General features: G+C 66.4%; 29 protein-coding genes. 26 read left to right on the forward strand and 3 right to left on the reverse strand.

Translation table 11 applies throughout. The features are described from left to right. The first annotated feature begins 35 nt into the window (after positions 1 to 35). The 19 genes from purH to ACXI0U_RS20490 all read left to right on the forward strand — a co-directional run bounded on the left by purH (position 36) and on the right by ACXI0U_RS20490 (position 18,968). On the forward strand, positions 36 to 1,643 hold the full coding sequence (gene purH / locus ACXI0U_RS20400) for a bifunctional phosphoribosylaminoimidazolecarboxamide formyltransferase/IMP cyclohydrolase (protein WP_431482763.1): 1,608 nt from the start codon (positions 36 to 38) through the stop codon (positions 1,641 to 1,643). A 90-nt stretch (positions 1,644 to 1,733) separates the two neighbouring features. Continuing rightward, positions 1,734 to 3,023 carry a phosphoribosylamine--glycine ligase gene (purD, locus tag ACXI0U_RS20405; RefSeq protein WP_374979075.1) on the forward strand — a complete coding sequence of 430 codons (1,290 nt, stop codon included), beginning with the start codon at positions 1,734 to 1,736 and terminating at the stop codon, positions 3,021 to 3,023. 114 nt (positions 3,024 to 3,137) lie between these two features. Continuing rightward, positions 3,138 to 5,927: a response regulator gene (locus ACXI0U_RS20410; protein ID WP_431482764.1), complete on the forward strand. Its 2,790-nt coding sequence runs from the start codon at positions 3,138 to 3,140 to the stop codon at positions 5,925 to 5,927. Between the two features lie 414 nt (positions 5,928 to 6,341). Beyond that, entirely contained in the window at positions 6,342 to 6,938 is a 597-nt protein-coding gene (locus ACXI0U_RS20415; RefSeq protein WP_021222388.1) for a MarC family protein, read from the forward strand. 234 nt (positions 6,939 to 7,172) lie between these two features. Beyond that, entirely contained in the window at positions 7,173 to 8,438 is a 1,266-nt protein-coding gene (gene urtA, locus ACXI0U_RS20420; RefSeq protein ID WP_431482765.1) for an urea ABC transporter substrate-binding protein, read from the forward strand. A gap of 105 nt (positions 8,439 to 8,543) precedes the next feature. Next, positions 8,544 to 10,112 carry an urea ABC transporter permease subunit UrtB gene (gene urtB / locus ACXI0U_RS20425; protein WP_431482766.1) on the forward strand — a complete coding sequence of 523 codons (1,569 nt, stop codon included), beginning with the start codon at positions 8,544 to 8,546 and terminating at the stop codon, positions 10,110 to 10,112. After that, a complete protein-coding gene (gene urtC / locus ACXI0U_RS20430) occupies positions 10,112 to 11,191 on the forward strand; it encodes an urea ABC transporter permease subunit UrtC (RefSeq protein WP_431482767.1) in 1,080 nt (359 codons plus the stop codon). Before urtB ends, urtC begins: the two co-directional genes overlap by 1 nt. Continuing rightward, complete coding sequence (gene urtD, locus ACXI0U_RS20435; RefSeq protein WP_479550754.1) at positions 11,188 to 12,048, forward strand: urea ABC transporter ATP-binding protein UrtD; 861 nt, start codon at positions 11,188 to 11,190, stop codon at positions 12,046 to 12,048. Before urtC ends, urtD begins: the two co-directional genes overlap by 4 nt. A 103-nt stretch (positions 12,049 to 12,151) precedes the next feature. Further along, entirely contained in the window at positions 12,152 to 12,850 is a 699-nt protein-coding gene (gene urtE, locus ACXI0U_RS20440; RefSeq protein ID WP_479550755.1) for an urea ABC transporter ATP-binding subunit UrtE, read from the forward strand. A gap of 90 nt (positions 12,851 to 12,940) precedes the next feature. After that, positions 12,941 to 13,774 carry an urease accessory protein UreD gene (locus ACXI0U_RS20445; protein WP_374979078.1) on the forward strand — a complete coding sequence of 278 codons (834 nt, stop codon included), beginning with the start codon at positions 12,941 to 12,943 and terminating at the stop codon, positions 13,772 to 13,774. After that, positions 13,774 to 14,076, forward strand: coding sequence for an urease subunit gamma (gene ureA / locus ACXI0U_RS20450; protein WP_021222395.1), 303 nt, complete (start codon positions 13,774 to 13,776; stop codon positions 14,074 to 14,076). The genes ACXI0U_RS20445 and ureA overlap by 1 nt, the downstream gene beginning before the upstream one ends. 8 nt (positions 14,077 to 14,084) lie before the next feature. After that, complete coding sequence (locus ACXI0U_RS20455) at positions 14,085 to 14,585, forward strand: GNAT family N-acetyltransferase (RefSeq protein ID WP_031288895.1); 501 nt, start codon at positions 14,085 to 14,087, stop codon at positions 14,583 to 14,585. A gap of 5 nt (positions 14,586 to 14,590) precedes the next feature. Beyond that, entirely contained in the window at positions 14,591 to 14,896 is a 306-nt protein-coding gene (locus ACXI0U_RS20460) for an urease subunit beta (protein ID WP_021222397.1), read from the forward strand. A gap of 113 nt (positions 14,897 to 15,009) precedes the next feature. Beyond that, positions 15,010 to 16,710, forward strand: a complete 1,701-nt coding sequence (gene ureC, locus ACXI0U_RS20465; RefSeq protein WP_431482768.1) for an urease subunit alpha — start codon at positions 15,010 to 15,012, stop codon at positions 16,708 to 16,710. A gap of 89 nt (positions 16,711 to 16,799) precedes the next feature. Continuing rightward, the gene (locus tag ACXI0U_RS20470; RefSeq protein ID WP_431482769.1) at positions 16,800 to 17,036 is read left to right on the forward strand and encodes an addiction module protein; all 237 of its coding nucleotides are present in this window, start codon (positions 16,800 to 16,802) and stop codon (positions 17,034 to 17,036) included. Continuing rightward, complete coding sequence (locus tag ACXI0U_RS20475; protein ID WP_431482770.1) at positions 17,033 to 17,314, forward strand: type II toxin-antitoxin system RelE/ParE family toxin; 282 nt, start codon at positions 17,033 to 17,035, stop codon at positions 17,312 to 17,314. Before ACXI0U_RS20470 ends, ACXI0U_RS20475 begins: the two co-directional genes overlap by 4 nt. 168 nt (positions 17,315 to 17,482) lie before the next feature. After that, on the forward strand, positions 17,483 to 17,833 hold the full coding sequence (locus ACXI0U_RS20480) for a DUF805 domain-containing protein (RefSeq protein WP_021222400.1): 351 nt from the start codon (positions 17,483 to 17,485) through the stop codon (positions 17,831 to 17,833). Positions 17,834 to 17,944: 111 nt separating this feature from the next. Continuing rightward, entirely contained in the window at positions 17,945 to 18,358 is a 414-nt protein-coding gene (locus tag ACXI0U_RS20485) for a DUF3592 domain-containing protein (protein ID WP_021222401.1), read from the forward strand. 19 nt (positions 18,359 to 18,377) lie between these two features. After that, positions 18,378 to 18,968: a hypothetical protein gene (locus ACXI0U_RS20490; protein ID WP_043243599.1), complete on the forward strand. Its 591-nt coding sequence runs from the start codon at positions 18,378 to 18,380 to the stop codon at positions 18,966 to 18,968. Between the two features lie 15 nt (positions 18,969 to 18,983). Here ACXI0U_RS20490 and ACXI0U_RS20495 read toward each other — a convergent pair whose 3' ends face one another. Together ACXI0U_RS20495 and ACXI0U_RS20500 are read right to left on the reverse strand one after the other, a co-directional pair. Further along, on the reverse strand, positions 18,984 to 19,250 hold the full coding sequence (locus tag ACXI0U_RS20495) for a DksA/TraR family C4-type zinc finger protein (RefSeq protein ID WP_043243597.1): 267 nt from the start codon (positions 19,248 to 19,250) through the stop codon (positions 18,984 to 18,986). Positions 19,251 to 19,354: 104 nt separating this feature from the next. After that, on the reverse strand, positions 19,355 to 20,224 hold the full coding sequence (locus ACXI0U_RS20500; RefSeq protein WP_043243596.1) for an isocitrate lyase/PEP mutase family protein: 870 nt from the start codon (positions 20,222 to 20,224) through the stop codon (positions 19,355 to 19,357). A 291-nt stretch (positions 20,225 to 20,515) separates the two neighbouring features. Here ACXI0U_RS20500 and ACXI0U_RS20505 point away from each other — a divergent pair, with 291 nt between their 5' ends. Together ACXI0U_RS20505 and ACXI0U_RS20510 are read left to right on the forward strand one after the other, a co-directional pair. Continuing rightward, on the forward strand, positions 20,516 to 20,833 hold the full coding sequence (locus ACXI0U_RS20505) for a hypothetical protein (protein ID WP_374981957.1): 318 nt from the start codon (positions 20,516 to 20,518) through the stop codon (positions 20,831 to 20,833). A 53-nt stretch (positions 20,834 to 20,886) separates the two neighbouring features. Further along, positions 20,887 to 21,324, forward strand: a complete 438-nt coding sequence (locus ACXI0U_RS20510) for a YqaA family protein (protein WP_374979082.1) — start codon at positions 20,887 to 20,889, stop codon at positions 21,322 to 21,324. A gap of 2 nt (positions 21,325 to 21,326) precedes the next feature. On the opposite strand, the gene ACXI0U_RS20515 is transcribed toward ACXI0U_RS20510, so the two are convergent. Beyond that, a complete protein-coding gene (locus ACXI0U_RS20515; RefSeq protein ID WP_021222407.1) occupies positions 21,327 to 21,596 on the reverse strand; it encodes a PsiF family protein in 270 nt (89 codons plus the stop codon). 147 nt (positions 21,597 to 21,743) lie between these two features. On the opposite strand from ACXI0U_RS20515, the gene ACXI0U_RS20520 reads away from it, so the two are divergent. The 5 genes from ACXI0U_RS20520 to ACXI0U_RS20540 all read left to right on the forward strand — a co-directional run bounded on the left by ACXI0U_RS20520 (position 21,744) and on the right by ACXI0U_RS20540 (position 24,906). Further along, complete coding sequence (locus ACXI0U_RS20520) at positions 21,744 to 23,009, forward strand: Hsp70 family protein (protein WP_184492213.1); 1,266 nt, start codon at positions 21,744 to 21,746, stop codon at positions 23,007 to 23,009. 100 nt (positions 23,010 to 23,109) lie between these two features. Next, positions 23,110 to 23,319, forward strand: coding sequence for a hypothetical protein (locus tag ACXI0U_RS20525; protein ID WP_431482771.1), 210 nt, complete (start codon positions 23,110 to 23,112; stop codon positions 23,317 to 23,319). Positions 23,320 to 23,407: 88 nt separating this feature from the next. Next, positions 23,408 to 23,752, forward strand: coding sequence for an osmotically-inducible lipoprotein OsmE (osmE, locus tag ACXI0U_RS20530; protein ID WP_021222410.1), 345 nt, complete (start codon positions 23,408 to 23,410; stop codon positions 23,750 to 23,752). A 153-nt stretch (positions 23,753 to 23,905) separates the two neighbouring features. After that, positions 23,906 to 24,247 (forward strand): osmotically-inducible lipoprotein OsmE, encoded by a 342-nt coding sequence (gene osmE / locus ACXI0U_RS20535; RefSeq protein ID WP_021222411.1) that lies wholly within the window; start codon positions 23,906 to 23,908, stop codon positions 24,245 to 24,247. Positions 24,248 to 24,372: 125 nt separating this feature from the next. Beyond that, positions 24,373 to 24,906 carry a ferritin-like domain-containing protein gene (locus tag ACXI0U_RS20540; protein ID WP_021222412.1) on the forward strand — a complete coding sequence of 178 codons (534 nt, stop codon included), beginning with the start codon at positions 24,373 to 24,375 and terminating at the stop codon, positions 24,904 to 24,906. The last annotated feature ends 112 nt before the right edge of the window (positions 24,907 to 25,018 follow it).

Consider the following 25,018-nt stretch of genomic DNA (forward strand, 5'->3'; position numbering starts at 1 on the left):
TTTTTACTGATTTCCCTGCTCCGATGGACATCGAAATGACCGACCAGACCACCCGCCTCCCCGTTCGCCGTGCACTGATCAGCGTCTCCGACAAGACCGGCATCCTCGAATTCGCCCGCGAACTCGTCGCCCTCAACGTCGAGATCCTCTCCACCGGCGGCACCTACAAGCTGCTGCGGGACAACGGCATCGCCGCGGTGGAAGTCGCCGACTACACCGGCTTCCCGGAAATGATGGACGGCCGGGTGAAGACCCTGCATCCGAAGATCCACGGCGGCATCCTCGGCCGTCGCGCGCTCGACGGCGCGGTCATGGAGCAGCACGGGATCCAGCCGATCGATCTGGTCGCGGTCAACCTGTACCCCTTCGAAGCCACCGTCGCCAAGCCTGATTGCGACCTGGCCGACGCCATCGAGAACATCGACATCGGCGGCCCGACCATGGTCCGCAGCGCCGCCAAGAACCACAAGGACGTCGCCATCGTGGTCAACGCCGGCGACTACGCCAGCGTCCTCGAAGGCCTCAAGGCCGGCGGCCTGACCTACGCCCAGCGCTTTGACCTGGCCCTCAAGGCCTTCGAGCACACCAGTGCCTACGACGGCATGATCGCCAACTACCTGGGCACCATCGACCAGGCCCGCGACAGCCTGTCCACCGAAGCGCGCAGCGCCTTCCCGCGTACCTTCAACAGCCAGTTCGTCAAGGCGCAGGAAATGCGCTACGGCGAGAACCCGCACCAGAGCGCGGCCTTCTACGTCGAAGCGAAGAAGGGCGAGGCGAGCATCTCCACCGCCGTGCAGCTGCAGGGCAAGGAACTGTCGTTCAACAACGTGGCCGACACCGACGCCGCGCTGGAATGCGTGAAGAGCTTCGTCAAGCCGGCCTGCGTCATCGTCAAGCACGCCAACCCCTGCGGCGTAGCCGTGGTACCGGACGCCGAAGGCGGCATCCGCAAGGCCTACGACCTGGCCTACGCCACCGACACCGAATCCGCCTTCGGCGGCATCATCGCCTTCAACCGCGAGCTGGATGCCGAAACCGCCAAGGCCATCGTCGAGCGCCAGTTCGTCGAAGTGATCATCGCGCCCAAGGTCTCCGCCGAAGCCCGCGCCGTGGTCGCCGCCAAAGCCAACGTGCGCCTGCTGGAATGCGGCGAGTGGCCGAAGGACCGCGCCCCGGGCTGGGACTTCAAGCGCGTCAACGGCGGTCTGCTGGTGCAGAGCCGTGACATCGGCATGATCTCCGCCGACGACCTGAAGATCGTCACCCAGCGCGCACCCACCGAGCAGGAAGTGCACGACCTGATCTTCGCCTGGAAAGTGGCCAAGTTCGTCAAGTCCAACGCCATCGTCTACGCCAAGAACCGCCAGACCGTCGGCGTCGGCGCCGGCCAGATGAGCCGCGTCAACTCCGCCCGCATCGCCGCCATCAAGGCCGAGCACGCGGGCCTGGAAGTCAAAGGCGCGGTCATGGCCTCGGACGCCTTCTTCCCCTTCCGCGACGGCATCGACAACGCCGCCAAGGCCGGCATCACCGCGGTGATCCAGCCGGGTGGTTCCATGCGTGACAACGAAGTCATCGCCGCCGCCGACGAGGCGGGTATTGCGATGGTCTTCACCGGCATGCGTCATTTCAGGCACTAATAGCTCGAAGCCCGAAGCTGGAAGCCTGAAGCCCGCGCGCTTCCAGCTTCCAGCTTCCAGCTTCCAGCTCTTCAGATGAGAGCATCGAATATGAACGTATTGATCATCGGCAGCGGCGGTCGTGAACACGCCCTGGCCTGGAAAGTGGCCCAGGATTCCCGCGTCGCCAAGGTCTTCGTGGCCCCGGGCAACGCCGGCACCGCCACCGAAGCCAAGTGCGAGAACGTCGCCATCGACGTACTGGCCATCGAACAACTGGCCGACTTCGCCGCCCAGAATGTGCAGCTGACCATCGTCGGCCCCGAGGCCCCCTTGGTGAAGGGCGTGGTGGACCTGTTCCGCTCCCGCGGCCTGGACATCTTCGGCCCCACCGCCGGCGCCGCGCAGCTGGAAGGCTCCAAGGCCTTCACCAAGGACTTCCTGGCGCGCCACAAGATCCCCACCGCCGACTACCAGAACTTCACCGAAGTCGAGCCGGCCCTGGCCTACCTGCGCGAGAAAGGCGCACCGATCGTGGTCAAGGCCGACGGCCTGGCCGCCGGCAAGGGCGTGATCGTCGCCATGACCCTGGCCGAAGCCGAGGACGCCGTGCGCGACATGCTCTCCGGCAACGCCTTCGGCGACGCCGGTGCCCGCGTGGTGATCGAGGAGTTCCTCGACGGAGAGGAAGCCAGCTTCATCGTCATGGTCGACGGCAAGAACGTACTGCCCATGGCCACCAGCCAGGACCACAAGCGCGTTGGTGATGCCGACAGCGGCCCCAACACCGGCGGCATGGGCGCCTACTCCCCGGCGCCGGTGGTCACCGCCGACGTGCACCAGCGCGTGATGGACGAGGTGATCTACCCCACCGTCCGCGGCATGGCCGAGGAAGGCAACGTCTACACCGGCTTCCTCTATGCCGGCCTGATGATCGACAAGGCCGGCAAGCCCAAGGTCATCGAGTTCAACTGCCGCTTCGGCGACCCGGAAACCCAGCCCATCATGGTGCGCCTGGAGTCGTCCCTGGTCCTGCTGGTGGAGGCCGCCCTGGCCAAGGCCCTGGACAAGGTCGAAGCCACCTGGGACCCGCGTCCCACCGTGGGCGTGGTACTGGCCGCAGGCGGCTACCCGGGCGACTACGCCAAGGGGGACGTGATCTCCGGCCTGGCCGACGCCGCCGAACTGGACGGCAAGGTGTTCCACGCCGGCACCGCGCTGAAGGATGGCCAGGTGGTCACCGCCGGCGGCCGCGTGCTCTGCGCCACGGCCATCGGCCCGAGCGTCCACGAAGCCCAGCAGCAGGCCTACCGCCTGGCGAAGAAGATCAGCTGGAACGGCTGCTTCTACCGCACCGATATCGGTTACCGCGCCATCGCCCGCGAACGCGGCGAAGGTTGAAGGTAAAAAACCGGTAAACCTGCAGAAGAGGCGGCCATATGGCCGCCTTTGTCATATTCCACCGGCCGGTGCTTGGCTATAATCCGGCCACTCACTCACGAAGGGACTTCGCCCGTGCGCCGGCTCAGGATTGCCATCGGTCTTAGCGTCAGCCTGCTGCTGACCCTGCTCTGCCTGCCATCGGCGCAAGCCAGGGATAGCGCGCACTGGAGCATGCTGCTCGATCCCACCGCCAGCCTGCAGCTCGAAGACATCCGCGCCCAGCAGTCCGCCTCGCAATTCACCCCCGTCGACCTCCAACGCCTCTACACCCCCGGTGGCAACAGCGCCCTCTGGCTGCACTACGAGCTGCCCCCCGGCGATCACGAACAGCTGCTGCGGGTCTTCGCGCCCTACCTGTCGTTCCTCGACCTCTATGTGATCCGTGGCGATGAGCTCATCGACCACACCCGCACCGGCAGCCGCCTGCCCTTCAGCGACCGCCCGCTGCCCAGCCGGGACTTCCTCCTGCCGCTGCCGATGCGCAGCGAGCCGCTGGACCTCTACCTGCGGCTCTCCTCCGAACACGCCCTGCGCCCCACCGTATCCCTGCAATCGGCCGTGAGCATGGCCGCCGACGACAGCCGCCCGCTGCTCTTCGGCGTGCTCATCGGCAGCCTGCTGATGCTGGTGGTGCACAACCTCCTGCGTTTCGGCTACGCCCGCGCCACCAGCGGCCTGTGGCTGGCCGCCACCCAGCTGTGCCTGGTGGGCACCGCCCTCAGCCTGCTGGGCATCAGCGCGCCCTGGCTGCACAGCTGGCAGAGCGCGCAACCGCAGATCGCCAACCTGTCGATGCTGCTGGCCATGCTCTGCGCGCTGTTCTTCACCGCCAGCTTCTTCCGCAAGGTCTGCCCCAGCACCCCGCTCAATGGCGTGCTCGTCGGCGAGATCGTGCTCATCGGCGTCATCGGCATGCTGCTGATGATCGCCACCGACCTGATGTTCAACCAGCTGGTCTACGCCATGGCGGCGCTCACCGGCGTGAGCATCCTCTTCGTCTCGCTGCACCACTGGCGGCGCGGCTACCGCCCGGCGCGCATGTTCACCCTGGCACTGCTGGTCTACAGCGTCGCCTTCATCAGCGCCCTGCCGGCGCTGTTCGGCTACTGGTCGGTGCAGTCCGACTGGCTGGCCTTCGGCCTGCTGGCGGTGACCGCCATCAGCGGCGTGCTGATGAGCATCGCCATGAGCGAACGCCAGCGGCGCATCCTCCTCGACGACTTCAGCGTCAGCCGTGAAGCGGCGGCCAGCTCCGCCGAGCTCAAGGCCAAGGGCGAGTTCCTGGCCAAGATCAGCCACGAGATCCGCACCCCAATGAACGGCGTGCTGGGCATGACCGAGTTGCTGCTCGGCACCCCGCTGTCGGCCAAGCAGCGCGACTACGTGCAGACCATCCACAGCTCCGGCAACGAGCTGCTCACCCTGATCAACGAAATCCTCGACATCTCCAAGCTGGAATCCGGGCAGATCGAGCTGGATGACGTGCAGTTCGACCTCAACGCCCTGATCGACGACTGCCTGGACATCTTCCGCGCCAAGGCCGAGCAGCAGAAGGTCGAGCTCATCAGCTTCATGCAGCCCCAGGTGCCGCGCGTCATCAGCGGCGACCCGACGCGCCTGCGCCAGGCCCTGCTGAGCCTGCTGGACAACGCCTTCAAGCAGACCGACGAAGGCGAGATCCTGCTGGTGGTGGCCCTGGACACCAGCGGCAACGAACCGCGCCTGCGCATCGCCGTGCAAGACAGCGGCCGCCCCCTGGAAGCCGCCGAGCGGGACGCCCTGCTCAACGCCGAGCTGCACAGCAAGGACTTCCTCTCCGCCACCAAGCTCGGTGGCCGCCTGGGCCTGATCATCGCCCGCCAGCTGGTGCGCCTGATGGACGGCGAGTTCGGCGTGCAGACCGGCGGCAACCAGGGCAGCACCCTGTGGCTGACCCTGCCCCTGGAAAGCGAACGCCTGGAGCAACCCGCCTCCGACTTCGACGGCCCCCTGCAGGGCGCGCGCCTGCTGGTGGTGGACGACAACGACACCTGCCGCAAGGTGCTGATGCAGCAGTGCAGCGCCTGGGGCCTGCAGGTCAGCGCCGTGCCCTCCGGCAAGGAGGCCCTGGCCCTGCTGCGCACCAAGGCGCACCTGCGCGAATACTTCGACGTGGTGCTGCTGGACCAGGACATGCCCGGCATGACCGGCATGCAGCTGGCCGCCAAGATCAAGGAAGACCCGAGCCTCAACCACGACATCCTGATCATCATGCTCACCGGCATCAGCAACGCGCCGAGCAAGATCATCGCCCGCAACGCCGGCATCAAGCGCATCCTCGCCAAGCCGGTGGCCGGCTACACCCTCAAGACCACCCTCGCCGACGAGCTCAACCAGCGCGCCGCCGGCGGCGCGGCGGCCCTGCCCGGCTCCCAGGTCAGCACCCCGCTCAACGTGCCCAACGACTTCCGCATCCTGGTGGCCGAGGACAACAGCATCTCCACCAAGGTCATCCGCGGCATGCTCAGCAAGCTCAACCTGCAGCCGGACACCGCCAGCAACGGCGAGGAAGCCCTCAGTGCGATGAAGAACCAGCAGTACGACCTGGTGCTGATGGACTGCGAAATGCCGGTGCTCGACGGCTTCTCCGCCACCGAGATGCTGCGCAACTGGGAAAGCGAAGAGCAGCGCCCGCGCACCCCGGTGGTGGCCCTCACCGCGCACATCCTCACCGAGCACAAGGAACGCGCCCGCCAGGCCGGCATGGACGGCCACATGGCCAAGCCCGTCGAGCTCTCCCAGCTGCGCGAGCTGATCGAGCACTGGGTCGCCGAAAAGGAAATGCGCCGCCAGCACGAACCCGACGACGCCCTGCATTCCTGATCCCACGTAGCCCGGGCTTCAGCCCGGGATTCCCATCGCGAATGAATTCGCTCCTACTAGAGCGGCGGCGCTGCGCACCGCTTGGCGACTGAAGTCGCCCCTACGAAGGCCTCACGCCCGCGCGCGGACATGACCGCAATGTAGGGTGGATGACGCTCTTTTCATCCACCAAGCGGGGTCGGGCCTGGCATGCCAATGTACCTGGCTCCGGGAGAGCGGTGGGCTGAAGCCCACGCCCACCCTGCGTCTGCCACGCCATGGACTGTGCCCTGTGCCCGCTCCGCACTGATACGACGCGCCCCCACATCCGGCGGCGTGCCGGCGTATGATTGCCCCTCGCCAGGGCGACCCGGATCAACGGGCGCAACCCTCGGCTGCTCCTACACTCACAACACTCCATCACGAGCCCGTCCGATGCTCTCCACGATGTTCAGCCTGTACCTGAAGATGCTGGTGCTCTACAGCCCCTTCTTCGTCCTTTCCTGCTTCATCGGCCTGACCCGCGGCTACACGGTCAAGGAGCGCAAGCGCCTGGCCTGGAAGGTCGCCCTCGGCACCCTGGTGGCCAGCGTGCTGCTGTACCTGTTCGGCCAGAGCATCTTCAACGTCTTCGGCATCACCATCGACGCCTTCCGCATCGGCGCCGGCAGCGTGCTGTTCATCTCCGCCCTCGGCATGGCCCAGGGCAAGCCGGCGGTGCAGTCGGACAACGTGCAGCAGGACGTCACCATCGTGCCGCTGACCATCCCCCTCACCGTCGGCCCCGGCACCATCGGCGCCATGCTGGTGATGGGCGCCGGGCACCACCACTGGAACGACAAGCTCACCGCCCTGGCCGCCATCGCCCTCGCCAGTGTCACCGTCGGCGTGGTGCTCTACCTCTCCAACCGCATCGAACGCATCCTCGGCGAGCAGGGACTGCAGATCGTCAGCCGCCTGATGGGCCTGTTCGTCTGCGCCCTCGCGGCCCAGATCATCTTCACCGGGGTGAAGAACTACCTGGCGCCCTGAAAGCGTGCAACCCGTGACCTGACCGACCGTTCAGCTTGTCGCCGCGCACCGCAATGGAGCGCGGCGATTTTCCCGAAATCCTGCTAAAAATCCCGCAAAGCCCTCTGAATCAAGCCTTTAGCGCCGTTGGCACGGATGCTGCCAATGCACTGACAGCAGTACAGATGACCGTACTGATGACCCCATTTCGGTCCCATCCCACTGTCATTGCATGGACAGCCAAGGAGGCTTTACATGAAACGCCGTCCCTTCCTGAAATCGACCCTCGCCGCCAGCGCCCTGGTACTGACCGGCCTGTTCCCCTTCACCCTGCAGGCCGCCGAGACCATCAAGGTCGGCATCCTGCATTCGCTGTCCGGCACCATGGCCATCTCCGAGACCTCGCTCAAGGACATGGCGCTCATGACCATCGACGAGATCAACGCCAAGGGCGGCATCAACGGCAAGAAGCTGGAACCCGTGGTGGTCGACCCCGCCTCCAACTGGCCGCTGTTCGCCGAGAAGGCCCGCCAACTGCTGACCAAGGACAAGGTGGACGTGGTCTTCGGCTGCTGGACCTCGGTGTCGCGCAAGTCCGTGCTGCCGGTATTCGAGGAGCTCAACGGCCTGCTGTTCTACCCCGTGCAGTACGAGGGTGAAGAGCTCTCGCCCAACGTCTTCTACACCGGCGCGGCGCCGAACCAGCAGGCCATCCCGGCGGTGGAATACCTGATGAGCGAAGACGGCGGCGCCGCCAAGCGCTACTTCCTGCTGGGCACCGACTACGTCTACCCACGCACCACCAACAAGATCCTGCGCAGCTTCCTGCACAGCAAGGGCGTGGCGGACAAGGACATCGAAGAGGTCTACACCCCCTTCGGCCACAGCGATTACCAGACCATCGTCGCCAACATCAAGAAGTTCTCCGCCGGCGGCAAGACCGCGGTGATCTCCACCGTCAACGGCGACTCCAACGTGCCCTTCTACAAGGAGCTGGCCAACCAGGGCATCGAGGCGACCGACATCCCGGTGGTGGCCTTCTCCGTGGGCGAGGAAGAACTGCGCGGCATCGACACCAAGCCGCTGGTGGGCCAGCTGGCCGCCTGGAACTACTTCGAGTCCGTGGATAACCCGGTGAACAGCAAGTTCGTCACCGACTGGAAGGCCTACGCCAAGGCCAAGAACCTGCCCAACTACCAGACCGCCGTCACCAACGACCCCATGGAAGCCACCTACGTCGGCATCCACATGTGGGCCCAGGCGGTCGAGAAGGCCGGCACCACCGACGTCGACAAGGTCCGTGAAGCCATGGGCGGCCAGACCTTCGCCGCGCCCTCCGGCTACACCCTGACCATGGACAAGACCAACCACCACCTGCACAAGCCGGTGATGATCGGCGAGGTCCAGGAGGACGGTCAGTTCTCCGTGGTCTGGCAGACCGAAGGCCCGCTGCGCGCCCAGCCGTGGAGCCCCTTCATCCCCGGCAACGACAAGAAGCCGGACTATGCGGTGAAGAACTAAGCCGGAAGTCTTAGCCGAGAGCCGGAAGCCGGAAGCCGGAAGTACCTCACTTCCAGCTTCTAGCTTCCAGCTTCCGGTCCCCGCCGATAACGGAGCCTCCCCTCCATGCCCACCTGCCTTTTCCGAATTTTCCTGTCCCTGGCCCTGTTGCTGCCCCTGGCGGCCCAGGCCGGTGACGCCAATGACTTCGCTGCCGCCAACCCGGGCCAGCAGGCCAAACTGCTGGAAAGCTGGGCCGCCCAGCCCGAGGCCACGCGCCAGCCCCTGCTCGATGCCCTGCAACAGAACCGCTTTGCCGTCGACGCCAAGCTGGCCTACTTCGAACAGGACGGCAACTGGCAAGCCGCCGAGGGCGACGCCGCCCCCGCCGCCACGCCGAAGAAGCTGCGCCTGAACAACCGCCTGCGCGGCCTGCTGATCACCGCCCAGGCCAGCCACGAGTTGCTCGCCGCCGAACCCGCCGCGCGCCTGGACGCCGCCCGCCAGTTGCAGAAGAGTGCCAAGCCCGCACAACTGCCGCTGCTCAACCAGCGCATGGTCGCCGAGGAAGACGCCGCCGTGCGTGACGCCATCGGCCTGGCCCTGGCCAACCTGCAGCTGGTCGACCCCGACCCGGCCATCCGCCTCAACGCCGTGCGCCTGCTGGGCGAAACCGGCGACCCGCTGGCCCGCACCCGCCTCGAAGCGCTGCTCGACCCGGCAGTGGAAACCGACGCCGCGGTGCGCACCGCCGCCGAAACCAGCCTGGCCCAGGTCAAGCGCCGGCTGGCGCTGGGCGAAGTGCTCGGCCAGGCCTTCAGCGGCCTGTCCCTGGGCTCCATCCTGCTGCTCGCCGCCCTCGGCCTGGCCATCACCTTCGGCCTGCTCGGGGTGATCAACATGGCCCACGGCGAGATGCTGATGCTCGGCGCCTACTCCACCTACATCGTGCAGTTGATGTTCCAGCGCCTGGCGCCGGACCTGCTCGCCCTCTACCCGCTGGTGGCGCTGCCGGTGGCCTTCTTCGTCACCGCCGCCATCGGCATGGCCCTGGAGCGCACGGTGATCCGCCACCTCTATGGCCGCCCCCTGGAAACCCTGCTCGCCACCTGGGGCATCAGCCTGATGCTGATCCAGCTGGTACGCGTGGTGTTCGGCGCGCAGAACGTCGAGGTGGCCAACCCGGCCTGGCTCTCCGGCGGCATCCAGGTGCTGCCCAACCTGGTGCTGCCGTACAACCGCATTGTCATCATCGGTTTCGCCCTGTTCGTGGTGGCGCTGACCTGGCTGCTGCTGAACCGCACGCGCCTGGGCCTCAACGTCCGCGCCGTCACCCAGAATCGCAACATGGCCGCCTGCTGCGGCGTGCCCACCGGCCGCGTGGACATGCTCGCCTTCGGCCTCGGCTCCGGCATCGCCGGGCTCGGCGGCGTGGCCCTGTCGCAGATCGGCAACGTCGGCCCCGACCTCGGCCAGGGCTACATCATCGACTCATTCCTGGTGGTGGTGCTCGGTGGCGTCGGCCAGCTGGCCGGCAGCGTGATGGCGGCCTTCGGCCTGGGCGTGGCGAACAAGATCCTCGAACCACAGATCGGCGCCGTGCTGGGCAAAATCCTGATCCTCGCGCTGATCATTCTCTTCATCCAGAAACGCCCCCAGGGCCTCTTCGCATTGAAAGGACGGGTGATCGACTGATGAACCAGCCCCTGACCCTCACCGCCGCGCAGAAGGCCGGCCCGAAAGTAACCCTGGGCGTTGGCGCCCTGGTGCTGGCGGTGCTCATCGCCCTGCCGCTGCTGCACCTGCTGCCGGCCGACAACCCGCTGCAGGTCTCCGCCTACACCCTCACCCTGGTGGGCAAGATCCTCTGCTACGCCATCGTCGCCCTGGCCCTGGACCTGGTCTGGGGCTACGCCGGGCTGCTGTCCCTGGGCCACGGGCTGTTCTTCGCCCTCGGCGGCTACGCCATGGGCATGTACCTGATGCGCCAGAGCGCCGGCGACGGTCTGCCGGCCTTCATGAGCTTCCTCGCCTGGAGCGAACTGCCCTGGTACTGGACCGGCACCTCCAGCTTCCTCTGGTCGCTGTGCCTGGTGGTGCTCGCCCCCGGCCTGTTGGCCCTGGTGTTCGGCTTCTTCGCCTTCCGCTCGCGGATCAAGGGCGTGTACTTCTCGATCATGACCCAGGCCCTGACCTTCGCCGGCATGCTGCTGTTTTTCCGCAACGAGACCGGCTTCGGCGGCAACAACGGCTTCACCGACTTCAAGCGCATCCTCGGCTTCGACATCACCGCGCCGGGCACCCGCGCCGTGCTGTTCCTGGCCACGGTGGCGCTGCTGATGGGCGCCCTGCTGCTCGGCTGGCGCCTGTCGAAGAGCAAGTTCGGCCGGGTGCTCACCGCCCTGCGCGACGCCGAGAACCGCCTGATGTTCTGCGGCTACGACCCGCGCGGCTACAAGCTGTTCATCTGGGTGTTGTCGGCTGTGCTCTGCGGCCTGGCCGGCGCGCTGTACGTGCCCCAGGTGGGCATCATCAACCCCAGCGAGATGTCGCCGACCAACTCCATCGAAGCCGCCGTCTGGGTGGCCCTGGGCGGGCGCGGCTCGCTCATCGGCCCGCTGCTGGGCGCCGGCCTGGTCAACGGCATGAAGAGCTGGTTCACCGTGGCCTTCCCGGAATACTGGCTGTTCTTCCTCGGCGCCCTGTTCATCGTCGTCACCCTGTTCCTGCCCAAGGGCCTGTTCGGCCTGCTGCGCAAGGAGAAGGACCAATGAGAGCGACCCCGGTACCCGAACTCATGCTCGAACCCGCCTACGACCCCAACAGCGACGCCGGCACCGGCCGCGACGCCCTCGGCCTCGGCCAGAGCGCCGGCAAGGGCCTGAACACCCGCCACGGCACCATTCTCACGCTGGAAGACATCAGCGTCAGCTTCGATGGCTTCAAGGCGCTCAACGACCTCAACCTGTACATCGGCGTCGGCGAGCTGCGCTGCATCATCGGCCCCAACGGCGCGGGCAAGACCACGCTGATGGACGTGATCACCGGCAAGACCCGCCCCACCACTGGCAGTGCCTGGTTCGGCGAGACCCTGGACCTGACCCGCATGAGCGAGGTGCAGATCGCCCAGGCCGGCATCGGCCGCAAGTTCCAGAAGCCCACGGTGTTCGAGGCGCTGACGGTGTTCGAAAACCTGGAGCTGGCGCAGAAGACCGACAAATCGGTGTGGGCCAGCCTGCGCGCCACGCTCTCCGGCGAGCAGAAGGACCGCATCGACGAGGTGCTCGCCACCATCCGCCTGCAGGACTCGCGGCGCCGCCCGGCCGGCCTCCTGTCCCACGGCCAGAAGCAGTTCCTGGAGATCGGCATGCTGCTGATGCAGGACCCGCAGCTGCTGCTGCTCGACGAACCGGTGGCGGGCATGACCGACGCCGAAACCGAATTCACCGCCGAGCTGTTCAAGGGCCTGGCCGGCAAGCACTCGCTGATGGTGGTGGAGCACGACATGGGCTTCGTCGGCAGCATCGCCGACCACGTCACCGTGCTGCATCAGGGGCATGTGTTGGCCGAGGGCTCGTTGGAGCAGGTGCAGAGCGATGAGCGCGTAATCGAGGTTTATCTGGGACGTTGAGCTGGAAGCTTGAAGCCAGAAGCTGGAAGAAAAAGCGGCACAACGCAGCTCTTACTTCAAGCTTCAAGCTTCTGACTTCCAGCTCCTCCACCGAGGACTAGACATGCTTCAAGTGAAACAGCTGCATCAATACTACGGCGGCAGCCACATCCTCCGCGGCCTGTCGTTCGAGGTGAAGGTTGGCGAGGTCACCTGCCTGCTCGGGCGCAACGGCGTGGGCAAGACCACGTTGCTGAAGTGCCTGATGGGCCTGACCCCCGCGAAGGAAGGCGCGGTGAACTGGGAGGGCAAGCCGATCACCGCTTCCAAGCCGCACCAGCGCGTGCACGCCGGCATCGCCTACGTACCCCAGGGCCGCGAGATCTTCCCGCGCCTGACGGTGGAGGAGAACCTGCTCATGGGCCTCTCCCGCTTCAGCGCCAAGGAAGCCAAGGCAGTGCCCGAGTTCATCTACGAGCTGTTCCCGGTGTTGCGGGAGATGAAGCACCGCCGCGGCGGCGACCTCTCCGGCGGCCAGCAGCAACAACTGGCCATCGGCCGCGCCCTGGCCAGCCGGCCGCGCCTGCTGATCCTCGACGAGCCCACCGAAGGCATCCAGCCCTCGGTGATCAAGGAGATCGGCGCGGTGATCCGCAAACTGGCCGAGCGCGGCGACATGGCCATCCTGCTGGTGGAGCAGTTCTACGACTTCGCCGCCGAGCTGGCCGACCAGTACCTGGTGATGAGCCGGGGCGAAATCATCCAGCAGGGGCGCGGAGAAAACATGGAAGCCGAAGGCGTGCGCGGCCTGGTGACGATCTGAGCGCAGGCCGGCCCCGTGCACCGAATGGGTTCAGGGCACGCCTCTTGCTTTGCCCGGTCGGTCAACTATTTTGCGGATGCCTCCACTGCCATGAACCTGCCCGCAGCCTTGTTCACGCCGAGCTGGCACGCCGAACTGGAGCTGGGCTACGCCCGCCGGGACGAACGCACCATTCCGGTGCTTCGCCGCCACCTCGGCCCCCTGAGGGTGCAAAAGCACCTCCATGCCGAAGGCCCCGAGGTGTGCCAGCACATCATCGTGCACCCGCCTGGCGGCATCGCCGGCGGTGATCGCCTGGACCTATCGGCTCGCGTCGGCGACGGCGCCTGGGCCCAGCTCACCAGCCCCGGCGCGACCAAGTGGTACCGCGCCCATGGCCCGGCCTTCCAAACGCTGGCGCTGCGGGTCGAGGCCGGCGCCACCCTGGAGTGGCTGCCCCAGGAAACCATCGTCTTCTCCGGCGCCCAGGCCGAGCTGAGCACCCGCATCGACCTGGCCGCCGACGCCCGGCTGTTCTACTGGGACGTGGTCGCCCTCGGCCGCCCCGCCGCCGGCGAGCACTTCGCCAGCGGCCACTTCCAGGCACAGCTGGACATCTGCCAAGACGGCCGCGCGCTGTGGCACGAGCGCCAGCGCATCAGCGGCGACGACGGCCTGCTCGACTCGCCCATCGGCCTCGCCGGGCAACCGGTGTTCGCCACCCTGATCGCCACCGGCCAGCTCGACCCGGAGCTGCTGGAACGCTGCCGCGAACTGCCCTCGGCGGTGCGCGGCGACCTGACCCAACTGCCCGGCCTGCTGGTGGCCCGCTGCCTGGCCAGCGAAGCCCTGCACGCGCGCGCCTGGCTGATCGACCTCTGGCGCCTGTTGCGCCCTGCCCTGCTCGGCCGCGACGCCGTGCCGCCACGAATCTGGAGTACCTGATGGACCTCACCCCAAGAGAGAAAGACAAGCTGCTGATCTTCACCGCCGGCCTGGTCGCCGAGCGGCGCCTGGCCCGTGGTGTGAAGCTCAACTACCCGGAAGCCATGGCCTACATCTCCGCCGCCCTGCTCGAAGGCGCCCGCGACGGCCGCACCGTGGCCGAGCTGATGCATTTCGGCACCACGCTGCTGGCCCGCGACCAGGTGATGGAAGGCGTGCCGGAGATGATCCCGGAGATCCAGATCGAAGCCACCTTTCCCGACGGCACCAAGCTGGTGACCGTGCACCAGCCGATTGTGTGATGACCGTGATGAACAACGAGATCCGTGACGCCAGCGAAGCCGACCTGCCCGGCATCCTGGCCATCTACAACGCCGCCGTGGAGCACACCACGGCGATCTGGAACGAAAACCTGGTGGACCTGGCCAACCGCCGTGCCTGGCTGGCCGAACGCAGCGGCGCCGGCTTCCCGGTGCTGGTAGCGCGTGACGCTGCCGGCGAGGTGGTCGGCTATGCCAGCTATGGCGCCTGGCGGCCCCATGACGGCTACAAGCACACCGTCGAGCACTCGGTCTACGTGCGTGCCGATCAGCGCGGCAAGGGCCTCGGCCCGCAGCTGATGCAGGCACTGATCGAACGCGCCCGATCAGCCGGGCTGCATGTGATGGTGGGGGCCATCGAATCCGAGAACACCGCCTCCATCCGCCTGCACCAGCGCCTCGGCTTCGCCATCACCGGCCAGATGCCCCAGGTCGGTCGCAAGTTCGGCCGCTGGCTGGACCTCACCTTCATGCAACTCATCCTGGAGTGACTTCCATGATTCCCGGCGAATACCAGATCCAGGACGGCGAGATCGAACTCAACGCCGGCCGCCGCACCCTGACCCTGAGCGTGGCCAACACCGGCGACCGGCCGATCCAGGTCGGCTCGCACTACCACTTCTTCGAAACCAACGACGCCCTCGCCTTCGACCGCGCCGCCGCCCGCGGCATGCGCCTGAACATCCCGGCCGGCACCGCCGTGCGCTTCGAGCCGGGCCAGAGCCGCGAGGTGGAACTGGTGGACCTCGCCGGCCTGCGCCGGGTGTTCGGCTTTGCCGGAAGGGTGATGGGCGATCTTTGATCGCAGCCGCACAGCATTCGTAGGATGGGTAGAGCGAAGCGAAACCCATCACTGCCAACAATCGATGGGTTACGTCACTGCGTGACTAACCCATCCTACGGACAGGACTCAGCATGAAAATCTCCCGCCAAGCCTATGCCGACATGTTCGGCCCCACCGTCGGCGACAAGGTGCGCCTGGCCGACACCGAGCTGTGGATCGAGGTCGAGAAGGACTTCACCACCTATGGCGAGGAAGTGAAGTTCGGCGGCGGCAAGGTGATCCGCGACGGCATGGGCCAGGGCCAGCTGCTGGCGGCCGAGGTGGTCGACACGCTGATCACCAATGCGCTGATCATCGACCACTGGGGCATCGTCAAGGCTGACGTCGGCCTGAAGGACGGGCGCATCGCGGCGATCGGCAAGGCCGGCAACCCGGACATCCAGCCCGACGTCACCATCGCCATCGGCGCCAGCACCGAGGTGATCGCCGGCGAGGGCATGATCCTCACCGCCGGCGGCATCGACACCCATATCCACTTCATCTGCCCGCAACAGATCGAAGAGGCGCTCATGAGCGGCGTCACCACCATGATCGGCGGTGGCACCGGGCCGGCCACCGGCACCAACGCCACCACCTGCACCTCGGGCCCCTGGCACATGGCGCGCATGCTCCAGGCTGCCGACGCCTTCCCGATGAACATCGGCTTCACCGGCAAGGGCAATGCCTCGCTGCCGCAGCCGCTGATCGAGCAGGTCAGGGCCGGCGCCATCGGCCTCAAGCTGCACGAGGACTGGGGCACCACCCCGGCCGCCATCGACAACTGCCTGAGCGTGGCCGACCAGTACGACGTGCAGGTGGCGATCCACACCGACACCCTCAACGAATCCGGCTTCGTCGAAACCACCCTGGGCGCCTTCAAGGGCCGCACCATCCACACCTACCACACCGAAGGCGCGGGCGGCGGCCACGCGCCGGACATCATCAAGGCCTGCGGTTTCGCCAATGTGCTGCCCAGCTCCACCAACCCGACGCGGCCCTTCACCCGCAACACCATCGACGAGCACCTGGACATGCTCATGGTCTGCCACCACCTGGACCCGAGCATCGCCGAGGACGTGGCCTTCGCCGAAAGCCGCATCCGCCGCGAAACCATCGCCGCCGAAGACATCCTCCACGACCTCGGCGCGTTCTCGATGATCAGCTCCGACAGCCAGGCCATGGGCCGTGTGGGCGAGGTGATCACCCGCACCTGGCAGACCGCCGACAAGATGCACAAGCAGCGCGGCCCACTGAAGAGCGACGGTGCCGGCAACAGCAACTTCCGGGTCAAGCGCTACATCGCCAAGTACACCATCAATCCGGCCATCACCCACGGCATCAGCCATGAAGTGGGCTCCATCGAAGTGGGCAAGTGGGCCGACCTGGTGCTCTGGCGCCCGGCCTTCTTCGGCGTGAAGCCGACGCTGATCCTCAAGGGCGGGGCCATCGCCGCCAGCCTGATGGGCGACGCCAACGCCTCGATCCCCACCCCGCAACCGGTGCACTACCGCCCGATGTTCGCCAGCTACGCCGGCAGCCGCCACGCCACCAGCCTGACCTTCATCAGCCAAGCCGCGCTGGAGGCCGGCGTGCCCGAGCAGCTCGGCCTGAAGAAACGCATCGCCGTGGTCAAGGGCTGCCGCACCGTGCAGAAGAAGGACCTGATCCACAACGACTACACCCCGGACATCGACGTGGACCCGCAAACCTACCAGGTGAAAGCCGACGGCCAGCTGCTCTGGTGCGAACCCGCCGAGGTGCTGCCGATGGCGCAGCGGTATTTCCTGTTCTGAGGCTTGCGCCCATCCCCCCTTGCCGCCACGGCGGGGGGATGAGCGCCCTGTGCTAGGATTTCGCCATTTCCCCGCACCGGGAGCCCGCCATGCCCCAGCCTCGCCCCGCCCTCCCCAACGCCTTGCTCAAGCTCTCGCCCGCTGAACGCATCCAGTTGGCCGAAGACCTCTGGGACAGCGTCGCCGCCCACCCGGAAAACCTTCCGCCGTTGACCGACGAGGAACGTCGCGAAATCGACCGGCGCCTGGCCGCCCACGACGACGCCCCCGAAACCGCCATCGACTGGGAAGACGTGCGCAAACGGCTCTGGTCCGACCAGGCGTGAAGGTCAGGTTCCGCCCAGAGGCCGAACGCGAGCTGACACAGGCCCGCGATTGGTATGCCGCCTGCGCCCCCGGCCTGGGCCGCGAATTCCTCAGGGCGCTCGATACCTGCCTGGAAGGAATCCTGCTTTATCCACAGGCCCACCCTCTCGTACACGGCGAAGTCCGCCGCGCCCTGTTTCGGCAATTTCCCTACAGCCTGACCTTTCGTGTCGAAACGGACGGCATCCTGGTGATTTCTTGCCGGCATTACCGACAAAAGCCCATTTCCCGGGGCTGAGCGCCCTTCCAGAATTGACTCGATGGCAATTTGCCGTGTCGTGAACTCCCCCACGCAATGCCTTGTTACGAAACGCTATAGTCAGCCAGCTACACCGTCGGTGTAGGACAAAGCCTTGCCACGAAGACGAGAGTGCCGCTCAGCGCGGCCAAATAAAGGGAGTTTGTTATGGAATGGTATTTGAAGTGCATCAAGCAGCATTACTTCGACTTTAACGGCCGCGCTCGTCGCAAGGAGTACTGGATGTTCACCCTGGTGAACGTCGTGATCTCCGTCGTGCTGTCCGTGGTCCTGGGCATGATCAACGAGAACCTGGCCCTGCTGGCCAACCTGTACAGCCTCGCCGTGCTGCTGCCGGCCCTGGGCGTCACCGCGCGTCGCCTGCACGACATCGGCAAGAGCGGCTGGTGGATGCTGATCGCCCTGGTTCCGATCCTCGGCGGCCTGTACCTGCTGTTCCTGCTGGTTCAGGACAGCGTGCCGGAGACCAACGCCTACGGCCCCAACCCCAAGGCCTGATGGGTCAGGTTCCCGTCGCCCTGACGGGAACCTCAGGGACAGATGCCTGTCCCAGCGCAGTGGCCGGGAGTTCCCCCGGCCATGCCCACGGATGATCAGGAACGCCACAGGATGTCCGATACCCCGCTTCCCCGCCTCAAGGGCGGTCTCTTCGCCCTGATCGGCATCGCGCTGCTCGCGGCGATGGCCATACAGACCTCTTCCCGCGTGGGATTCCTGCAGTCGGCCCTGGAGGCAGACGGCAGCGTCGTCGCGCTGAATGCCGGCGGCTCCCACCCGGAGATCGAATTCACCGACGGCACCGGTACGCGCATCTCCTACCCCCAGGGGGGCTGGATCTACGGCTACCAGGTCGGCATGCCGGTGAAGGTGCACTACCAGGCCGACGCTCCGGCCACCTCGGCCGTGGTCGATGACTTCGGCGCTCTCTGGGGCACCTCGGCCTTCCTCGGCCTGCTGGGCTCCATCTTCACGGTCACCGGATTGATGACCCTCTTCAGGCGCCCCCGCTACGACATCGCCTGAACCGCACAAGGAAGCCGCAATGCCCAAGATGCCCATCCCCCTGCCCGTCAACCCGAGCCGCTGGGGCTATGTCACCGCCAGTGGCGGTGGCCTGACGGTCGCCTTCGTCGCCGGCGGTGGCGGCTCCATCACCTTGCGTTCGCCCTCGGGGGAGAACGTCGCCCTGCGCTATGGCGGCCTCGGTGCCGGCGTGGGCTTCGGCGCCAAGCTGCCGCGCTTCGGCAAGGTGGATATCAAGATCAAGGGCAAGAGCATCGGCGGTGCCGGTGCGGCGGAAGCCTTCCCCAGTGACGGCGCGGTTTTCGTGGCGGACGACCTGGTGGACCGCGACCTCACCCGTGACGACATCACCGGGCCCTGCATGTACGTGGAGATCGGCGCAGGCGTCGCCGTCGGCGTATCCGGCACGGCCATGCTGTTCGGCCTCGACGCCAAGCTGCTGGCCGCGGTGATGCTGATGAACGCCAGCCCGGTGACCAGCCTCACCGTCTCGCCGATGCTGACCCGCCAACTGATGCAGTCGGCGCGCGGCGCCCTGCTGATGGGTGGCGCCAACCTGGGCATCCAGGCCGGTGCCGGCGGTGCGGTCTATATCGGCGCGCTGTTCTGATCCGCGTCTAACGCCTCAGCGCAACTGGCTGTCCTTGCTGCCCCGGCGGTTATAGCCCGCGTGGCTGGACTGCTCGCGGTCGTGCTCGCTCTGGCAGGCGATGCACAGGCGCACGCCCGGTACGGCATCGCGCCGTGCCTGGGGGATGATGGCGTCGCATTCTTCGCAGTGCGTCAGGCTCTCGCCCTTGGGCAACTGGCTGCGCGCCCGCTGGATGGCGTCTTCGATGGTGCTGTCGATCTGTTCCTGTACGGCACCGTCTCCCGCCCAACCACTGGCCATGTCGACCTCCCGATCTCATTCCGCTCATTGGAAGGTTATGGGGGCGGCGGGCGGCCTTTTGCAAGGCCGCGGGCCGGTGGGCGACAAGTGGAGGTCGTTCCGGGCTATTCCTTCACATCCATGTATTCCCGCGCCCAGATGATGTAGTCCTCGGGCAGGGTGTACTTGTGGGTCAGCTCGGTGGCGCTCAGCTCGGAGGCGGCGGTGTCGATCTGGCGCTGCTCGCGCAGGCAGTCGTAGGTGGCCTTGATGGCGGCGAAGTAGGCCGCGTGGCCGTTGACCACGATGCGCACGCCGAGGTCGGCCAGGCGCTGGTTGTCGCGCAGCTGCGGGTTGCCATAGGTGACCAGCATCAGCGGCACGCTGAGGTGCGAAGCGATGGTTTCCAGGTGCTCGAAGTCGGTGACGCCGACCATGCAGATGCCATCGGCGCCGGCGGCCTGGTAGGCCTTGGTGCGGGTAATCACCTCCTCGGTGGTCAGCACGCCGGCGTGGGTCCGGGCGATGATCGCCAGGTCCGGGTCGACGCGGGCTTCCAGGGCCGCGCGAATCTTGCCGACGCCTTCCTCGACGCTGATCAGGTCGGTGGACTTGCGCCCGAACTGGGCCGGCAGCAGCGTGTCCTCGATGGTCAGCGCGGCGATGCCGGCACGCTCCAGCTCGACCACGGTGCGCATCACGTTCAGTGCGTTGCCGTAGCCGTGGTCGGCGTCGGCGATCACCGGCAGGCGGCTGACGCGACCGATACGCACGGCCTGCTCGACGAACTCGCTGAGGGTGATCAGCGCGAAGTCGGGGGCGGCCAGTACCTGCAGCGAGGCGACCGAGCCGCCGAGGATGCCGACTTCGAAGCCGAGGTCGGCGGCGATGCGGGCGGACATGGGGTCGAAGACGGACGCGGTGTGATAGCAGGTCTTCGAGTTCAACAGCGCACGAAAGGCCGTGCGCAACTCGTGGTGAGAGGCTCTTCGCATTAGAGGTTCCAAAACGGCAGGTGCGGATGGTTGAGACACAGGGATGCAAGTATCACACCCTCGGTCACATTGTCCGACAGCAATGGCAGCAAGGTTACAGATTCTAGCCCTCCAGGCTTTCAGTTGCCTTTAGCCGAACGGGCCTCCGATCGGCTGTAGGCGCAATCTGTATTCAGTGACGCGTTGCCACACCGGGTTCACCTTTGCATCCAGCGCATCTACATTGCGCGCCCCGGCGAACGAATCGCGGGATGATTCACCAAGGAGAATGACGTGAAACACAGCTTCAAGATGATCGCAGGCCTGCTGTCCGTACTGGCCATCGCCGGCTGCACCGGCACCCCGATGAAGACCCAGAACCTCGACAGCAGCCAATACACCGTGATCGGCCACAGCGAGGCCAGCGCTACCGGCCTGCTGGTCGTCGGCCTGATTCCGGTCCAGCAGAACAACCGCTTCATCCGGGCCCAGAACGCCGCGATCAAGGCCAAGGGCGGTGACGCGATGATCAACACCCAGATCCAGGAAGACTGGTTCTGGGCCTGGGTCCTGACCGGCTACACCACCACCGTTTCCGGTGACGTGGTCAAGCTGAACAGCAGCCACTAAGCCGTTCGCGAGGGCCGCCCGGCCCTCGCTCCCACCGCTCCGGAACCCGCCGCATGCCGGACCTGATTACCTACGCCAGCCTGTTCCTCATCGCCTTCGGCGCCGCCACCCTGCTGCCACTGCAATCGGAAGCGGTGCTGGCCGGACTGCTGCTCGCGGGTGGCCAGCCGCTGTGGGCGTTGCTACTGGTGGCGACGCTGGGCAACGTGCTCGGCTCCCTGGTGAACTGGGTGCTCGGCCGGTTCCTGGCGGACTTCCGCCACAAGAAGTGGTTTCCCGTGTCCGAATCCGCCATCGCGCGGGCGCAGGCCACCTATCGCCGCTACGGGCGCTGGACCCTGTTGCTGTCGTGGCTGCCGGTGATCGGTGACCCGCTGACCCTGGTGGCCGGGCTGATGCGCGAGTCGCCCTGGGTGTTCCTGCTGCTGGTGACCCTGGCCAAGGCCGGCCGCTACCTGGCGGTGGCGGCGCTGACCCTGGGCCTGGCCTGAGACTATTTCTTCTTCAGGCAGTCGCTGAGGAAGGCCTTGCGCTCATCGCCCTTGAGGGCCTTCTCGCTGGCGGTCTTGTTGCAGCTGATCATCTTCTCCTGCTGGGTGGCCTTGAGGCAGTTGCTCATGAAGGTCTTGCGCGCATCACCCTTGAGTTCCTGGGCGGTGGCCTCGGCGTTGCAGCTCTTCATCTTCTCCTGCTGGGTCGCGGCGAAACCCTGGCTGGCGGCCAGCAGCGCGAGTACGAGCAGGGGCAGGCGGATCGACTTCATGGGCGGTCTCCCGGGTGGTCCATGGGGGGATGACGAAGCGTCAGCTGGAGTCTAGCCACTGCGACGAACTGCGCCTCGCCGCCTGAGCAAAGCGCCTTCGGCTCGCGTACACTGCGCGGCCGTTTTTTCCACCGGACTTCTCGCGCCATGAGCAACTTCACCGCAGCCCGTGCCCTGGGCATCGACTTCGGCACCTCCAACTCCACCGTCGGCTGGTGGCGCCCGGACGTGGAGCCGCTGATCGCACTGGAAGACGGCAAGATCACCCTGCCCTCGGTGATCTTCTTCAACATCGAAGAGCGCCGCCCGGTCTATGGCCGCCTGGCCCTGCACGAGTACCTGGAAGGCTACGAAGGCCGCCTGATGCGCTCGCTGAAGAGCCTGCTGGGCTCCACGCTGCTGAAGAGCGAGACCACCGTGCTGGGCAGCGCCATGCCCTTCAAGGACCTGCTGGGCCTGTTCATCGGCGAGCTGAAGAAGCGCGCCGAGGCGCTCGCCGGCCATGAGTTCGACCAGGTGGTACTGGGCCGCCCGGTGTTCTTCGTCGACGACGACCCGGCCGCCGACCAGGAAGCCCAGGCGACCCTGGTGGCCGTGGCCAACAAGCTCGGCTTCAAGGACGTCTCCTTCCAGTTCGAGCCCATCGCCGCCGCCTTCGACTACGAGCGCAGCATCGAGCGCGAAGAGCTGGTGCTGATCGTCGACATCGGCGGGGGTACGTCCGACTTCTCCCTGGTGCGCCTGTCCCCCGAGCGTCGCGACGTGGCCGACCGCCAGGGCGACATCCTCGCCACCGGCGGCGTGCACGTGGGCGGTACCGACTTCGACAAGCAGCTCAGCCTGCAAGGCGTGATGCCGCAATTCGGCTACGGCAGCCGCATGAAGAGCGATGCCCTCATGCCCACCAGCTACCACCTCAACCTCGCCACCTGGCACACCATCAACGCCGTCTATGCGCAGAAGTCGCAGCTGTCGCTGAAGAACATGCGCTACGACATCGTCGACACCCGTGGCATCGACCGCCTGTTCCGCCTGATCGAGCAACGCGCCGGGCACTGGCTGGCGATGCAGGTGGAAGACAGCAAGATCGAGCTGACCGAAGCGCGTCACCGCGTGATCGACCTCGAACGCATCGAGCCGGGCCTGCGCGTGGAACTGACCCGCCACCTGTTCGAAGACGCCATCGAGCCGCTGCTGCAGCGCATCCGCGACAGCGTCACGCGCCTGCTGGCCGATGCCGGCGTCGGCGTGGAACAGGTGGACACGGTGTTCTTCACCGGCGGTTCCAGCGGCATCCCTGCCCTGCGTGACAGCGTCGCCGCCCTGCTGCCCAATGCCCGCCATGTCGAAGGCAACACCTTCGGCAGCATCGGCAGCGGCCTGGCCATCGAGGCGCGCAAACGCTACGGCTGAGCCGGACGTCGGGCGCCCCACGACGTTCGTGCGGCGCCCCTGGCGGCGACCCCGCCGCTGGATTACCTTCGCCGGCATCGCCCACCTGCGGAGCCCCGCCATGAAACGCCTGCTGACCTGCCTCCCCTTACTCCTGCTCGCCGGCTGCGGCCTCGGCGAAACCGCCGCCACCGGTGCGGCCCAGGCCAAGCTGCAAGCCGAGCAGGCGCAGCAGGCCCAGCAGCAGATGGACCAGCTCAAGCAGCAGATCGACCAGGCCAACGCCGTCAACCAGCAGCGCCTGCAGGATGCCGAGAAGGCCGCCCAGTAGCCCGGGGCGACAAATTCTTCGAACTCGTCTGGCCATTCGCCACTCAGAAGTCGTGACGGCTTCAACGGCCACTACGAGGAAAACCACCATGTACAAGGAAACGCTCGCGGCAGTGTTCGTGCTGGCATCGGTAGCCGGTTGCAGCACCAAGTTCGAGAACCCCACCGACTACGTCACCTACCGCCATGAACCCCTGGTGGAAAAGGTCGAGGACGGCATGACCAAGGACCAGGTGCTGACCATCGGCGGCCCGCCTTCCACTGAAATCCAGCGCACCGTGCACCCCGGCACCTGCAACAACTACGTGCTGAACAAGGAGGGCCACCAGCAGCCCTACTACGTCAGCTTCAGCGATGCCGGCCGGGTCGACAGCAAGGGTTTCATGACCTGCGAGCAATGGCAGAAGCACGAAGCCGAGGCGGCGAAGATCTGATCCGTTGCGGCGCCCGGATCACCGGGCGCCGCAGTGGCCAAATGCCAGAATTGCCAACCCACGCACAGCCCCGGCGCAAATAAATAGCGAACCGGCGAGCCTCGTTGATGTCCAAGCGCTGTTATTTACAGCGGATCATCGAGGACCATCAGCATGTTCAAGCGCGCGCTCCTGCTCGCGGCCGCTCTGGGCTCGGTGTCCGGTTGCGCCAGCAAGATCGAGAACCCCACCGACTACATCACCTACCGCAATGAACCCCTGGTGCGGCAGGTGGAAGAAGGCATGACCAAGGAGCAGGTACAGGCCATCGGCGGGCGCCCCTCCTCCATCGTCCAGCGCAGCGTGCACCCCGGCTCCTGCAACAACTACATCCTCAATCACGAGGGCCACCAGCAGGCCTACCACGTCAGCTTCGGCGCCAGCGGCCGGGTCCAGCACATGGGGTTCATGACCTGCAGGCAGCGCGAGAACGTGGAACGCGATCGCCTGGACTGACGCCCCAGGTGCGCAGATTTCCTAAACTTTTCCCGCTGCGTATCACTCACATCCCAGGTAGGGCCCACGACGCCACCGGCCGCCAGAGCCAGGCACCCGGGCCTGATTAGCCAAGGAGAACCCTGATGAGTGATGTGCAACTGACCGATGTGAACACCCTGCGTCAGCGCGCCCGGCAGAACGTGCTGGACGGCGCCGTGACCGAGGGCTACCACGCTGACCGCGCCACCGTGCTGCGCCTGCTCAACGAGTCGCTGGCCACCGAGCTGGTCTGCTACCTGCGCTACAAGCGCCACTACTACATGGCCACCGGGCTCAAGGCGAGCATCGCTGCCAGCGAATTCCTCGAACACGCCCAGCAGGAACAGCAGCATGCCGACCGCCTGGCCGAACGCATCGTGCAACTGGGTGGCGAACCGGACTTCAACCCCGCCGGCCTGGAAGCCCGCTCCCATGCCCAATACGTCGCCGGAGAAAACCTGCGCGAGATGGTCACCGAAGACCTGATCGCCGAGCGCATCGCCGTCGACAGCTACCGCGAGATCATCCAGTACCTCGGCGATAAGGACCCGACCACCCGCCGCCTGTTCGAAGAAATCCTCGAGCAGGAGGAAGAACACGCCGACGACATGGCCGATATCCTCGCCGACCTGAAGTAACCCCTCCCCCACCCCGTCGCCCGGGCTTCAGCCCGGGTCACGGGCAACCCGCCAGCCCGCGCACGAACTTCGCAACCGGGTAGCCCGGGCTTCAGCCCGGGAGTCACGAGCA

The sequence above is a fragment of the Pseudomonas sp. C9D1 genome, from assembly GCF_056491235.1.